The organism is uncultured Clostridium sp., from assembly GCF_963527835.1.
Taxonomy (GTDB): Bacteria; Bacillota; Clostridia; order Clostridiales; family Clostridiaceae; genus Clostridium.
In genome coordinates, this window is record NZ_CAURTC010000012.1 from 23,717 (window position 1) to 38,540 (window position 14,824).

A 14,824-nucleotide genomic window follows, 5' to 3' on the forward strand; every position below is an offset into this window, starting at 1 on the left:
AACCATAACTCCAGGGTAGTTTTCTTATAGTCATATTTGAAAGTGCTTACAGCCACTGACACTTTCTCTCTTAAAACTGTATTCTATAATACTCGTCCCTATCAACACTTGTTAATATTATGTTAATTTACTGTAATATTCAAATTACAGTAAATTAATACTATCACTTTTTTATTTATTTGTAAATATTTTTTTCACCTATACAATTTTTAAAGCTATTTACAAAATAATCAATTACTATATTTTTTTGTTCTTCTCTCGCTAATCCTACTCTCCAAATTGCTTGAAGACTATGTCTCGCTGTAACAAATTTAGGGTCCTTCATTACATTCCATAATTTAGGAAATTAACCGATAATTTTTTATTATAGTCACTTATAGCTAAATTAGATAAAAGCTGTGCCTCTCTAGATCTTTTGTAATTATCTTTACTAGTTAAATATTCTATAAATTTTATTTTAGCATTATTATAAAAAAACGTATCTCTTACTTATGACATAGTCAACCATAACCTCTCTAAGTGAGGTTTTAGCACCAAATCACGTTACCATAAAACATTGTCATTCCACTTTATTTTGTTAAAAGAGTAATTTGTGAATTCCTATACTTCTTTTAATTTTTTCATCAATTATTGGTTAAAATAACATAAGTATTAAATCTTTTAGATAAAGGAGATCTTTTATATGGACTTTTTACATGGTCAGGAAACACTTAGCACCATTGAGTGGATACTTCGTGCTATTATTGCTTTTTTCTTTTTACTGGCTGTTGCAAAAATCTTAGGGCAGCGTTCCCTTTCTCAATTAAGACTACTTGATTTTACTATTACTTTAGTAATTGGTAATATTATTGCCCATCCTCTGTCTGATGAAAAACTTGGATTAGAGGGCTCCATCATTACAACACTTGTATTAGTTATTCTATATCTTAGTGGAGTATTCATCATTCTTAAGTTTCCGTCTCTTAGAAGACTTATTAATAATTCGCCAATTACAATTGTTCAAAATGGTGAAATACTTTATAACGGATTAAAAAAAGCAAGAATATCAATTGATGTATTATTAGAAGAATTACGTGAAGAAAAAGTAGAGGATGTGAAAAAGGTAGCATTAGCAACTTGGGAGCCTGATGGTAAAATTTCTGTTTTTTTACATCCAGAATACGAGCCAATTACGCATTCATCTTTACATATAGAAATGGAACCTTTTAATTTTCCAAGAACAATTATTAAAGAAGGTAAAATTAATTTCAAGGAGCTAAAAGGACTTCATAAAGATGAAGACTGGGTTGTTTCCAAATTAGAAAATTTATATCAAACCGGGGTAAAAAATGTTTTGCTTGCCACACTTGATAATAAAGATAACCTAAAAGTTTTTTTATATAAGTAATACATTGAGGCGTAAACATATCCATTTATATACAGATTAGTTTAATCCTCTTTTATTCTAAAAACCTCATTTATTTATGACATGGTTCCACGTTACACCTACAACGTAGATAGTTTTTCAAACTTTCTTATACTATCGTACCTTATTGTATTCCATATTAATTATACTCTTTTTCTTATTGATATCTTATAACCTAAGTTAACTATTAGATTATACAAAATATTAGCTAGTAAAATATTTAATTTTACTAGCTAATACTTTTAATCTCCAACACCAAAATCAGTATTTTCAAATAATATTTCTACTTTTTCAACATCTTTTAAGAATTGATATTCTTTTTCAAACCATTTTATTAATTCTTCATCCCTTTTTACTTTAGTAGTATTTTCAGTAAATATATTTACTGTTCCATAGTCAAAATGATGTAATACTATATCTATATCCCTTTTTATTATTTCTTTTGTTTGCCCTTTTATTCCAACCAATAGACAAACTGATTGAAAATTCTCTTTTACTTCTTCATATGTTTTAAAGTTAGCATTTTTATTTAAAAATTTATTTCTAAAATCATTATCAAAACTTTCTACTCCAATTTTAAAAACTATTTCTATTCCAAAAAAGTCTCTCATCTCTTGTAATCTATTTTTATAACACCAATGACTTTCTAAAAATAATTTTGTTATTTTATTTTTATCTATTACTTCTTTTATTTTCTTTAATGTTTCTTTTGGTAATTCAAAACAGCTCCCAGAATTTATTACCTCTAAAGTCTTATAAACACCTTTTACATTATCAAGAACTTCAAAATTTAATTTATTTATTTCTTCCTCTTTTGTTGAGTTATCATCTATATAATCACAAAATGTACATTTACCCCAAATACATGGAAATCCTTTTAATAAAACAATTTCTCTCTTATTTTTTTCTTCTATAACATTATATCTGTCCATTAATCTCATTCCTAACTAAGTTCATAGTAATTTTTATTGGCATAGCTTTTATTACTGAAAATACTAATGCAAAATTAACAGCTTTATCTAGTAAATCCGTAAATATTTGAGTAGAAAATACTGCTGTAATTGTACTTATTCCTAAATTTTTAAATATAGCAACAAATATACTAGACCCAGATGAAGTTACCCCATTAAATACAAATGCTGCTACTATTGATGCCGTTATTGATCCTAAAATCGTAATTAATATAATTGAACAAACTGATTTAATGCCATCAAATTTAGAATTTTTAAAACATATTCCACTACTTAATCCTACAATTAATTGGACAGGCATAAAATAAAATGAAATCGGATCAAAAGTTGCCCCATTTACTATTGAAGTTAATCCACCAACTATTCCCCCATTAATTGGTCCTAATAAAATAGCACTTAATAAAGTTCCTATTGTATCAATATATATTGGTAATTTAAAACTTAATGCTATAAATCCGCCTACAAGATTTATGACTATACATAAAGACATAAATATCATAATATTTAAATTTAATTTTTTCATATTTTAATTTCCCCTTTAATAACAACTTAACACGGTTTAGTGTTCCTGAGCTCAATTACTCCATTCACCTTTATTTATGGATATATCAACAAAATCCACTAAAACATAATTTAAAGATTAATTTATATTTTTGCATATTGCTTAATTACCGTACTTTGAATTATTTAATATATTTAAAATATCTTTTTTGTATTCTGGAAGTAATCTTGTTAAAAACATTTCCATAAAAGCTTTTGAATTTACTTCTGTTAATACTAAACAATTTGGTTCTTTTCTATAAAAATCCCCTTCATCTACTAAACTCATGCCAATTGCTTTTCCTTCTGTAACTATATCCACATAATATTCTTTTCCATTGCAAATACTTGGATTTATAAAATAAGCTATTGCTAATGGATCATTTATTACGCACCCCAAAGTTCTTTCTTGCTCCCAATGAAAATCAACATAAAATCTTGTTATTTTAACTATTAAATCCGCTAATGGATTTTTAAATTGCTTTAACATCTCAATATAGTTAGGAGTTAATACAATTTCTCTTGTTACATCTAATCCAACCATAGTAATTTTTTTATTAAGTTCATTAAAAACTTTTTCTGCACCATGAGGATCCACCCAAAAATTAAATTCAGCAACCTGTGAACAATTTCCAAAACTCTTAAATGCTCCCCCCATTAAAACTAGCTCTTTAATTTTTCTTGTTGTTTCCTTATCCTTCTCTAAAGCTTTTGCAATATTAGTTAAAGGTCCTATTGCTATTATTGATAGCTCATCCTCTTCTCTTAAAGAGTTTAGAATAAAATCTACTGCTCCATCTTTGTAGTTAGTTTCTTCTACTTTAGGTAAAAATGTTTCTCCAAGTCCATCTTCTCCATGAGTGTCTTCTGCTGTAATTAGTTCTCTTACTAATGGCTCACCATCCCCTATATATACAGGAATATCTAACCTTCCAAGTTCTTTTAATATTTTAAGAGCATTTTCTGCACCTTTTTTAGCATGTACATTCCCAGAAACAATAGTTATACCTTTTACTTCTAATTCCTCAGATTTTAATGCAAGCATGATTGCTAATGAATCATCAATTCCAGGATCACAATCTATTATTATTTTTTTCTTATTCATTAAAATTTCTCCTTGTCTTTTATATTTAGAATAAAGCTACAACTCTCCATTTTTTCTATTCAATCTTCAAATAATCTGCTCTCTAACCCAATATATTATTGGCTTCTTAATATTTAAAAATCATATAATTTATTTAAAATGCTATGTTTTAAAGTTTTGATATATTGAGTAGGCAAAGTTACATTGTAATTAGCTTTGTAGAATGCTTCTAACTTTGCTTATTCATATAAACACGCTACTAAAACATAGCAAGATAAAATAACAATATAATTTCCTAAATAATGAAAAAACACCTTGAGCATATCCATCTCAAAGCGTAAGAAATTAAAGTCACTTAATTTTATGAGAAAAATCATCTAAATCAAGTGAATAAAAATAAAAAAGGTCGCACTTAACCATGCGACTCATTAAATCTTATTTAATTGCCTAGTTTTTTATAGAGGGATGGTCTTCGAACCTCTCCCACTTTTTTGATAAAGTGGATTTTTTTATTAAATTTTCTTTTTGAGTATATCAAATATTACAATTATTTTCAAGTAATATTTATTTAATTTTAACCTTATCTAATTTTTTATTGTATATAAACATATATAACGAAGCTGCAAATATTATTATATATCCTATAACGCTTAAGTAATCTGGTAAAGCTCCAAATATAACTAAACTTATTATAGCTGAGAATAGTATATTTGAGTAATCAAATATTGATATTTCCTTAGCTGCTGCATATTTATAAGCTAAAGTTACTCCAAATTGACCTACACTTGCAAAAACACCTGCAAGTATTAAATAAGTCAACTGCATCATTGTCATTGACTTATAAGACATCATCATAAATGGAAACAACACTATTGATGAAAAAGTTGAAAAATAAAATACTACTGTATAATGTTTTTCCTTTCCTCCAAGCACTCTAAGACAAGTATATGCTGCTGCTGCAAATATAGCACCTCCAACTCCTGCCAAAGCTGATATTACTTCAAGATTAAATGATGGTTTTATAATAAATAATGCTCCTAAAAATGCAATTATTAAAGATGCAATTTGTTTTGTATTTATTTTCTCACTTAAAAATAAAGCTGAAAAAATAATTACGAAAAATGGACTTAATTTGTTTAACATATTAGCATCTGATAAAATTAATTTATCTATTGTATAAAAATTCAACACAATTCCTAATGTTCCAAATAAAGATCTTAATATAAGAATTTTTTGATTTTCTCTTTTTCCAAAAAAACTTTCTTTATGCTTAATTATTAAACTTAAAGCAATTAAACTTGCTACTAAATTTCTAAAAAATGATTTTTGCAAAGATGGTAAATCTCCTGAAAGCTTAACAAAAGCTGACATCATTGCAAATCCAAATGCTGATAATATTATAAATATTATTCCTTTACTTCTATTACTTAAATTGTCTAAATTCATAATTTCCTCACTTTCCTAGTTAAATAAGGTTCTATATATAATTTATATATTTTTTAACACTTTGTTTCAATAAATTATTCATATAAAATTCTTTATATTAACTATAATAACATATTACTCTGAGTTCTTTAAAATTTAATGTTAAAATAAAGCTTTGTTTTTAAGGCAATGTTGATATCTGCAATAAGTAAATTAACATTATAATTGAACTTTTAGAATTCTTAATGAATATTGTCCTATTTACTGCTTGTCACAATTTTATATTGGGAGCAAGTTAAAATAGGACTATATTAATTTTAGTATTCTTAAGTTTAATTACTCAGTTCAACGTTACTTATTCATATATCAACATTATTCAAAATAAAAACTGCTGATAACAATTTTATCAGCAGTTTCTATTTTAATACATATGATTTGATCATAATATATAATTTGATGAAATGTACTTTGTCTTAGGGAGAACAGAAAAAATCCAAACTAAATGATAAGGTCACGCAATTATTCATTTAGCATATTAGTATTTTGAGTGTGTGCTTTCAATACTTGCTAATTTATTTTTCCTAGTACATTTCATAAATTTTTGCTTTTGTAAAATTTTTATTGTGTATAGCAATAATTTGTCTCATCTGTCATTGAATGAGTTATGTTTGTCCTTGAGATTGATTCTCAATTACAATATTATAATATCTCTATTTAGTACTATTGTCAATACATTATTAGAAAATTTTATTTTTTATTTTTTAATTCATATAAAATTCCTTTTTCAGTACAAATAATAAATTCACTACCTTTATCCTCTGTTGCATAATTTATTATTTCACTTGTACTTCCTATATAATCTGCTAAAACTCTTATTTCCTTTGTACATTCTGGATGAACTAATATTTTTGCTTCTTTATATTGTTCCTTCAATATTAATATACTTTCTTTTGAAATTTTGTTGTGGCATGGACAAAATTCATCCCATAATATAAATTCCTTATTTTTAAAAAATTCTGATATATATTGTCCTAAATTTTTGTCTGTAAGAATATTATTTGTTTGTTTGGTACATTTTTTATTATTCTTAATGCACTCGAAGAAGTAACTGAAACCTCACTATATGCTTTAACTTTATTATGTAGAATTTATATAACATACTACATAAGCATTAGGATATTTTTTGCTTTTTAAGGGAATACTTTTATTGTGTGCTAATAAATAGGTTATAACGTACTTTAAAATAAATTACGTTGAATTTACAAATTAAAATTTTAATTTAGATTTAAATTTATGCTGATCATAATCTAAAATCCAGTATAAATTATCCTTATTTTAGGATAAATAAATTTTAGGAGGAACATATAAATGAAAAAGTTTGTTTGTACAGTATGTGGTTATATTCATGAAGGAGATACCCCACCTGAAATTTGCCCTGTTTGTAAAGTAGGTGCAGATAAATTTATTGAAATGAAGGATGATATGGCTTGGGCTGATGAACATAGAATCGGAATAGCAAGTGGTATCCCTAGTGAACTTATAGACGATTTAAGAGCTAATTTTACTGGTGAATGTACTGAAGTTGGAATGTATTTAGCTATGTCTCGTCAAGCTGATAGAGAAGGTTATCCTGAAGTTGCAGAAGCATATAAGCGAATTGCCTTGGAAGAAGCTGAACATGCTGCTAAATTTGCTGAAATACTAGGTGAAGTGGTTTTTCCTGATACAAAAGCTAACCTAAAGGCTAGGGTTGAAGCTGAGTTTGGTGCTTGTGATGGTAAAAAGAAATTAGCTACATTAGCTAAAAAAGAAAATTTAGATGCTATCCATGATACTGTCCATGAAATGTGTAAAGATGAAGCTAGACATGGTAGAGCATTTAAGGGACTACTAGATAGATATTTTAAATAGAAATTTATAACTAAAATTATTTTAAATATAATATATGTTTTAATTATATGTTGATATATGCAATAGGTAAAGTTGCATATATCAATACACTACTAAAACATAACACAAATATAAAATTTTATTTTAAAAGGAGTGTCTTTAATGCAAAAAATTAATTGTGACGTAAATAATTGTTCTCATAACTGTTCTGGTATTTGTTACGCCAATCGTGTTGATATAGGTGGAGATTCTGCACAAAAAGATTCTGATACTTGCTGCGGATCTTTCTTAGATAAAAAGCATTATAGTGATTTAACTAATAATTCAAATAGTTCTGGTGAATGTGATTGCTTAGTTTGCACTGTTAAAACTTGTACTCACAACTATAATAACCTTTGTGATCTTTCATCAATAAATGTTAATGGTTCAAATCCAAATATGTATACAGAAACTAATTGCCAAAGTTTTGAATCTAAATAACATATTTTAATTAAATAAAAAACTTTTAAATTCATTTCTATCATGAATTTAAAAGTTTTTATTATAAATTTTCTACATTTGAAGCTATTCAATATTAGTTATCTAATTGTACATTCCATCTATAATTACTTAATTTTATGAACTTTTTATTTTAATGAAGTACATTAAATCTTTTTATAATAATAAATGTCTGAATTTCTTTACTACACATCTTGTATTTGCACCTTACTCTGTTATACTTGTTAGTGTCATATAATACTGAAAGAGGTGTTTATTATAATAATAAATTATAAAAATATGGAAAATAAATATGAGATTAATAACAAGATTGCTTTTATTACAATTTTAAAAAAGAATGGTGAAGAACTTACAACTAAAGTAGATGTTGAAGATCTTAATAAAGTTAAAGAATCAGGAACTTGGTTTGCTGAATGGAACAAAGATCTTAATAGCTATACAGTGCAAAATATAAGCGTAACTAAAATGAATAAAAAATCTAAGCCACTAAAGCAAAGTTTACAATCTATAATTTTAGATACTAATCCAAAGACTCCTATTAGACATATTAACGGAGATACTTTAGATAATAGAAAATCTAACTTAGAAATAGTTGAACGTAATATAAGAAATGATTATGAAGTAGTTAATGATGATACTATAGCTATACTTTTAAGAGATAAGTATGGTAAGGTACAAAACAAAGCATTAATATCTAAAGAAGATTTAAGAAAAGTAGTAACTGATACATATACTTGGGTGCTTCATAAAAATTATGATAATTTTTGTGTTATCGCAAACACACCTAATGGCAGAATACATTTAGATAGAGTACTTATGAACCCTGATGAAAATCAAACAGTTCATCATATAAATCTTAATCCATTAGATAATAGAAGAAGTAACTTAGAAAAAACAGGTATCTAATTCTATTATCCTCATAAAAATTCAAACTGTGTTTTGTAGTGTATTGAGATTGGCCTTGAGTAAGTTAGCTTCGGAATACTACTTTAACCATTTCATATATAAAAACATATCTAAAACATGGTCAACATAAAAATAAACTCTAAGCATAAAAAATATACTTAGAGCTTATTTTTATTTATTCGTGATATTCAAAAAAATCAATTTATATTTAATTCATCATTAGAATACAATATTATTTTAAAGTTATTCCTTGATTATCTTTTCCATGACAAATTGCTGCTGATGAACATCCAGAGCATCCACAGCCACAACCGCCTTCTCCATTTTTAGCTTTCTTTATTCTTTTGAACACTACTAATCCCATCATGAAAAATATAATACCAGCTATTATTATTGTAGCTAACATAAGTATCACTTCCTCTTATAAAGTTTATTAGTAGATAATTTTAAATAATTATCTACTAATATTTAAAATACTATTTTGTATAACTTAATTTAACATCACTCTTTATATTTACTAATTTTTTGTTTGATGATAGAATTCCAGTTATTATTGCTGCTACTATAGCAATTGCTATAAGTGCACCTATTATATTCCCACCATAAAATAATGCGTTACCTATTTGATTTATTAATAAAGCAACAAGATATGCTGTACCTGTTTGGAATCCTAATGTAATCCAAGTCCATTTCCATGAACCCATTTCTCTTTTTATTGCACCAATTGCTGCAAAACAAGGAGCACAAAGCATATTAAATGCTATAAATGAAAATGCGCTTACTGCTGTAAATGCTCCTGCCACATTCATAAAAAGTGTTGGATCTTCTTCTGTTGCTTCTGTAATACCAAATAGTATACCAAATGTTGCTACAACATTTTCTTTTGCTACAAGTCCAGTAATTGTTGCAACTGCAGACTGCCAATCACCAAAACCTAATGGTGCAAAAATTGGTGCAAAAATATTTCCTATGCTTGCTAGTATACTGTCACCAGCATCTACCATTTCTAATGACCAATTGAATGATTGCATAAACCATATTGCTCCACAAGCAACAAATATAATTGTACCAGCCTTTATAATAAATGCCTTTCCTCTATCCCACATATGCATAAGAACACCTTTTAAACTTGGTATATGATATTGTGGAAGTTCCATAACGAATGGAGCTGGCTCTCCTTGAAATAGTTTAGTCTTCTTTAAAAGAATACCACAAATAATTATCATTATAATTCCTAAAAAGTATACTGATGGTGCTACCCATGACGCTCCACCAAATATTGCCCCTGCAAACAATGCTATTATTGGAATTTTAGCTCCACACGGAATAAATGTTGTTAACATAATAGTCATTTTTCTATCTCTATCATTTTCCATAGTACGAGTTGCCATGATTCCTGGAACTCCACATCCTGAACTGATAAGCATAGGTATAAATGATTTTCCTGAAAGTCCAAACTTACGGAATATTCTATCCATTATAAATGCAACACGTGACATATACCCACAGTCTTCAAGTATTGATAATAGGAAGAATAATATCATAATTTGAGGTACGAATCCTAATACTGCACCTACTCCACCAATCAACCCATCAACAACTAATCCTTCTAACCACGCTGCTACTCCTACCCCTTCAAGCCAAGTTGAAACATTTCCACTTATGATTTCTCCAAATAATGTATCATTTGTCCAATCGGTAGCTATAGTTCCAAGTGAACTTACAGCTATGTAATATACTCCCCACATAATTAATGCAAAAATAGGAAGTGCCAAGAAACGATTGGTTACTATTTTATCTATTTTATCTGATGTAGTTTCATTATTTTTATTATTCTTTTTTACTGCTTTAGAAACTACTTTTCCAATAAAATCATAACGTTCGCCTGTAATTATACTTTCACTATCATCATCAAGTTCATTTTCACATTTATTAATTATTTCTTCTACTTTATCTAACACATTTTTTGAAAATTTATTATTATTTAAAATATTTTTATCACGTTCAAAAAGTTTAATAGACAACCATCTAGTATCTATTTCATTCTTAAAACTACTATTATCTAAAGCTTGTTCAATGTCTTTTATAGAACTTTCTACCTCTTGTAATAGCTCTAGATTAAAATTATTAGCATTTTCTTTTTTTGAAAGTTCAATTGCTTTTTCAACAACTTCTTTAATACCTTTTCCTTTTATAGCCGAAGTTTCAACAATTGGACAACCTAATAATTGTGAAAGCTTTTCTACCTTTAGCTTGTCACCATTTTTCTCAACAATGTCCATCATATTAAGTGCTAAAACTGTTGGAATCCCAAGTTCTAAAATTTGAGTAGTTAAATATAAGTTTCTTTCAATATTAGATGCATCTATTATATTAATTATTACATCTGGTTTATCATTCATCATAAAATCACGTGTTACAACTTCTTCAAGCGTATACGGTGAAAGTGAATATATACCTGGTAAATCTACAATTTCAACATCCTTATTCCATTTTAATTTACCACCCTTTTTTTCTACTGTTACCCCTGGCCAGTTACCTACATATTGTGTTGATCCTGTAAGGTCATTAAACATAGTTGTCTTTCCACAATTGGGATTACCTGCAAGACCTATCTTTATTGACATTTGTCTTCCCCCTTAATTCATATAGATTATCATTCTCATTGAATGATTATATAAAATACATTAATTTAATACTTACCCAACAATTATCATTTCTGCATCAGCTTTACGAAGTGATAATTCATAATTTCTAACTTTTATTTCAATTGGATCTCCAAGCGGTGCTACCTTACGTACAAATATCTCACATCCCTTAGTTATTCCCATATCCATAATACGTCTTTTAATAGGACCTGCTCCTTGTATCTTAAGAACATTAACTGTTTGTCCACATTTAATATCTTTTAATGTATTCATTAATATTTCCTCCTTAAACTATTATTCTACTAGCCATAGATTTATCTAATGCTATTCTACTTCCCTTTACTTTTATTATTAAACTTCCCGCAATTTCAGAAATAATACTTATAGTTTCTCCTGTAATAAATCCTAAACTTGATAGGAACTTTTTTGTCTCATCATTACCTCTAATTTTTTTAATTGGCATACTTTGTCCTGCATTTGCTAATATTAACGGCATATTTTCTCCTCCTCATATTATGTACTTATACAAATTCATATATAGTACACCTTTTATGAAAATGAATAATCTTTTCTATTGATAATTATTATCATAATGTAATTATAACACTTTTATCCAAAGTTGAAAATGATTTTCATTGATTTTATTTAAAGTTTAAATTTTATTCAAAATAAAACGTTTTCTAATAATATATTAATATGTTTATAGGCTAATATATGCAACTTCAATACTACTCTCTGTTTTTACCTTTTAACATACTTTATTATTCTTTAGAAATACTCATCTTATTTTTTAAACTTAGAATTCTATAAGTTATCTACAGATTTTAATATGTATAATTTTTTGAAAATAAAAAAGGATATTAACTAATAATTCTAATTAATATCCTAAAACATAACCAAGACTTCTAACTTACTAACTTATTTGTTACTTGCATATATTACCTGCAACATTTAATACATCCCATGTTCTTGAAAATGGTGGTGAATAACATAAATCTAGCATTCCTAGCTCTTTAGTTGTTAGTTTTCCAAATATACATGCTGCAATAACATTAACTCTTTGAACAGCATCCTTATATCCTGCAACCTGTCCTCCTAATATTCTTTTACTGTTAGCTTCATAGATTAATTTAACGTAAATTTTATTTTGACCTGGATAATAATTGGTTTGATTCATATCAGTTATAAATTTAGTTTTATAATCTATTCCCATACTTTTAGCTTTTTCTTCTGTAATACCAGTTCTTCCAGCTTCAATATCTAAAACTTTTATGCAACTAGAAGATAATGAACCTTGAAATGGTAAATTAGCTCCCCCTAAATTTTCTCCAACAATACGTCCAAGTTTGTTGGCACCTGTAGCAAGAGGAACATAACTTTTTTCATTTGTAACTATTTGATTTATCGTTGCACAGTCTCCAGCAGAATAAACATCTTCAATTGATGTTTTGCCATATTCATCTACAACAATTGCTCCATTAGGTAACATATCTATTCCACTATCTTTAATAAATTCTGTATTAGGTTTAACACCAGTAGATATAATTACCACGTCAACATTTATTTCTCTTTTGTTTGTACATATTTTTGTAACTTTATCATTACCTATAAGTCCTGTAACAGTCTCTTGTAAATATAAATTTACTCCCTTATCTCTTAATTCTTGTTCTAATACATCAGTAATTTCTTTATCAAGAACATCCTTTAATATTCGATCCTCTAATTGAAATACTGAAACTTCTTTTCCATGACTTTTAGCTGCTTCTACTGCCTCTAATCCAATAAATCCTGCACCTACTATCGCTATATTTTTATTACTTTTTTCCATGAAAAGTTGTTTTAAAACTTTTCCATCATCCATACTTTTTAATGTATATACATTTTTTAAATTAACATTTTTAATTGGAGGTATTATACTCCTTGCACCTGTAGCTATCATTAATTTATCATATTTATCATTAAATTGAGAACCTGCTTTCAGATTCTTTACTGTCACTAATTTATTATTAAAATCTATATTAACAACTTCATGATTAGTTTTAACATCAACTCCACTTTTTACAAATTCTTCAGGAGTTCTTGCAATCATATTTTGTGGGTCTTCAAAAAAATTTCCTACGAAGTAAGGTAATCCACAAGCACCAAATGATACTATATCTGATTTCTCATAAATTATAATTTCAGCATCAGGGTTTACTCTTCTTAATTTTGCAGCTGCACTTGTACCTGCTGCTATTCCTCCAACAATTACTACTTTCATTTTTTTCCTCCTAATCTATATTAAGCATTATATTTTCTATTAATCTTAACTCTTTATTAAATAATAATGTTTTTCTTTTAATTGGTCAATATTCTTATCGGATTACTCTTGTATATCTCAAATATTTTTTATCTTCTTTTCATTTAATTATTATGTTAAAATAATTTATATAGTAAATATTTCAAAAAGAGGTGTTAATTATGGATCGTATGAAATCAATGTTAATTACAGTCGGTATTATATTGGTATATTCAGTTGCCGTTGCACTAATCTATAAACTATATAAAAAATTTTCTGCCAAAAGAAAAAGTAGATAAGCTTTACTATAAATTTTTTCAATTTAAGAAAGATATAAAATTAATGAAATCGATTAATTTTATATCTTTTTTTATAATGTTAAAAAAAATCATTGATATATGTATAATGCCACTTTACCTATTATATATATCAATGCACTTCAAAAATATAGACTTCGTAATATCTTATTAACATTTTGTATTATTAATGTTTAATAATTCTTCAAAATTATTAATTTTATAATCATATTTATCTAAATCTCCAAATCCATAGCTTGCATATATAAATGGAATACCTGCCTTCTCGCTTGCTATTGCATCCCATTTAGTATCCCCTACATATGCTGGATTATTTAATTTATTTCTTTCTATTACCATTTTTATATTTTCAGCCTTTTCTAACCCTGTTCTACTTGGATCTTCAAAATCCATAAAATATTTTTTTAAATTATGTGTCTCTAAAAAACATTGTATGTAGCCATCTACGCAATTGCTAACTATAAATAATTTATATTTTTTATATAACTCTTTTATTGTATCTTCCAACTTTGGATATAATTTACCTCCATTTTTTAATAAATACTTTAATTCAATTTCAGTGCATTCATCTATTACATCTTTTCTTAATTTTTCACTTAACTGTGGGAAAAACTTTTCTAATATATCATTCATTGTCATTCCCATAACATTTTGAATTTCTTCAAGAGAGATTCCTTTCTTCGTTTCATCGTATTTTGAAAAGGCTTCATTCCAACATATATAAAATGCTTCTGTAGCATCCCACAGTGTTCCATCTAAATCAAATATAAGGCTATCCATATAAATCCTCCTATTTATAAATTTTTCATATTAACTATCTCCTCTAATTAAACATTTCTGCATTATTAATTTTCAAAATATA

General features: G+C 26.9%; 15 protein-coding genes, 1 pseudogene, 1 riboswitch and 1 other annotated feature (1 of these 18 only partly in view). Of the genes and pseudogenes, 4 read left to right on the forward strand and 12 right to left on the reverse strand.

Translation table 11 applies throughout. The annotated features are described in order from the left end of the window. Nucleotides 1-114 (reverse strand) — a binding site (T-box leader); it reaches 115 nt to the left of the window's first position. A 61-nt stretch (nt 115-175) separates the two neighbouring features. Then, a complete protein-coding gene (locus RYM86_RS08085) occupies nt 176-325 on the reverse strand; it encodes a hypothetical protein (RefSeq protein WP_315079414.1) in 150 nt (49 codons plus the stop codon). Between the two features lie 357 nt (nt 326-682). Here RYM86_RS08085 and RYM86_RS08090 point away from each other — a divergent pair, with 357 nt between their 5' ends. After that, entirely contained in the window at nt 683-1,387 is a 705-nt protein-coding gene (locus RYM86_RS08090; RefSeq protein ID WP_315079416.1) for a DUF421 domain-containing protein, read from the forward strand. Between the two features lie 260 nt (nt 1,388-1,647). Here RYM86_RS08090 and RYM86_RS08095 read toward each other — a convergent pair whose 3' ends face one another. The 5 genes and pseudogenes from RYM86_RS08095 to nadA form a co-directional block, all read right to left on the reverse strand. Next, on the reverse strand, nt 1,648-2,337 hold the full coding sequence (locus tag RYM86_RS08095) for a radical SAM protein (RefSeq protein WP_315079418.1): 690 nt from the start codon (nt 2,335-2,337) through the stop codon (nt 1,648-1,650). After that, nucleotides 2,324-2,899 carry an ECF transporter S component gene (locus RYM86_RS08100; protein ID WP_315079421.1) on the reverse strand — a complete coding sequence of 192 codons (576 nt, stop codon included), beginning with the start codon at nt 2,897-2,899 and terminating at the stop codon, nt 2,324-2,326. Before RYM86_RS08100 ends, RYM86_RS08095 begins: the two co-directional genes overlap by 14 nt. 141 nt (nt 2,900-3,040) lie before the next feature. After that, entirely contained in the window at nt 3,041-4,021 is a 981-nt protein-coding gene (locus RYM86_RS08105) for a nucleoside hydrolase (protein WP_315079422.1), read from the reverse strand. Between the two features lie 420 nt (nt 4,022-4,441). Then, nucleotides 4,442-4,487: riboswitch (PreQ1 riboswitch) on the reverse strand. A 77-nt stretch (nt 4,488-4,564) separates the two neighbouring features. After that, complete coding sequence (locus RYM86_RS08110) at nt 4,565-5,446, reverse strand: DMT family transporter (RefSeq protein WP_315079423.1); 882 nt, start codon at nt 5,444-5,446, stop codon at nt 4,565-4,567. Nucleotides 5,447-6,178: 732 nt separating this feature from the next. Next, nucleotides 6,179-6,610 (reverse strand): annotated as a pseudogene (gene nadA / locus RYM86_RS08115) (quinolinate synthase NadA); the annotation flags it as partial. A 183-nt stretch (nt 6,611-6,793) separates the two neighbouring features. Here nadA and RYM86_RS08120 point away from each other — a divergent pair. The 3 genes from RYM86_RS08120 (at nt 6,794) to RYM86_RS08130 (ending at nt 8,719) form a co-directional block, all read left to right on the forward strand. Next, on the forward strand, nt 6,794-7,336 hold the full coding sequence (locus RYM86_RS08120; protein ID WP_315079424.1) for an NADH peroxidase: 543 nt from the start codon (nt 6,794-6,796) through the stop codon (nt 7,334-7,336). Nucleotides 7,337-7,477: 141 nt separating this feature from the next. After that, entirely contained in the window at nt 7,478-7,795 is a 318-nt protein-coding gene (locus RYM86_RS08125; protein WP_315079427.1) for a DUF1540 domain-containing protein, read from the forward strand. A gap of 297 nt (nt 7,796-8,092) precedes the next feature. Further along, nucleotides 8,093-8,719: a hypothetical protein gene (locus RYM86_RS08130; RefSeq protein WP_315079428.1), complete on the forward strand. Its 627-nt coding sequence runs from the start codon at nt 8,093-8,095 to the stop codon at nt 8,717-8,719. Nucleotides 8,720-8,951: 232 nt separating this feature from the next. Here the strand turns inward: RYM86_RS08130 and RYM86_RS08135 are convergent, their stop codons facing one another. The 6 genes from RYM86_RS08135 to RYM86_RS08160 all read right to left on the reverse strand — a co-directional run bounded on the left by RYM86_RS08135 (nt 8,952) and on the right by RYM86_RS08160 (nt 14,742). After that, complete coding sequence (locus RYM86_RS08135; protein WP_315079429.1) at nt 8,952-9,125, reverse strand: FeoB-associated Cys-rich membrane protein; 174 nt, start codon at nt 9,123-9,125, stop codon at nt 8,952-8,954. 70 nt (nt 9,126-9,195) lie between these two features. Further along, nucleotides 9,196-11,346 carry a ferrous iron transport protein B gene (gene feoB, locus RYM86_RS08140; protein WP_315079432.1) on the reverse strand — a complete coding sequence of 717 codons (2,151 nt, stop codon included), beginning with the start codon at nt 11,344-11,346 and terminating at the stop codon, nt 9,196-9,198. Between the two features lie 72 nt (nt 11,347-11,418). Further along, nucleotides 11,419-11,640 (reverse strand): ferrous iron transport protein A, encoded by a 222-nt coding sequence (locus RYM86_RS08145; RefSeq protein WP_315079433.1) that lies wholly within the window; start codon nt 11,638-11,640, stop codon nt 11,419-11,421. A gap of 13 nt (nt 11,641-11,653) precedes the next feature. Then, on the reverse strand, nt 11,654-11,863 hold the full coding sequence (locus tag RYM86_RS08150) for a FeoA family protein (RefSeq protein WP_315079434.1): 210 nt from the start codon (nt 11,861-11,863) through the stop codon (nt 11,654-11,656). A gap of 429 nt (nt 11,864-12,292) precedes the next feature. Then, nucleotides 12,293-13,627: a CoA-disulfide reductase gene (locus RYM86_RS08155; RefSeq protein ID WP_315079436.1), complete on the reverse strand. Its 1,335-nt coding sequence runs from the start codon at nt 13,625-13,627 to the stop codon at nt 12,293-12,295. A gap of 485 nt (nt 13,628-14,112) precedes the next feature. Next, nucleotides 14,113-14,742: an HAD family hydrolase gene (locus tag RYM86_RS08160; protein ID WP_315079438.1), complete on the reverse strand. Its 630-nt coding sequence runs from the start codon at nt 14,740-14,742 to the stop codon at nt 14,113-14,115. Nucleotides 14,743-14,824: the final 82 nt, after the last annotated feature.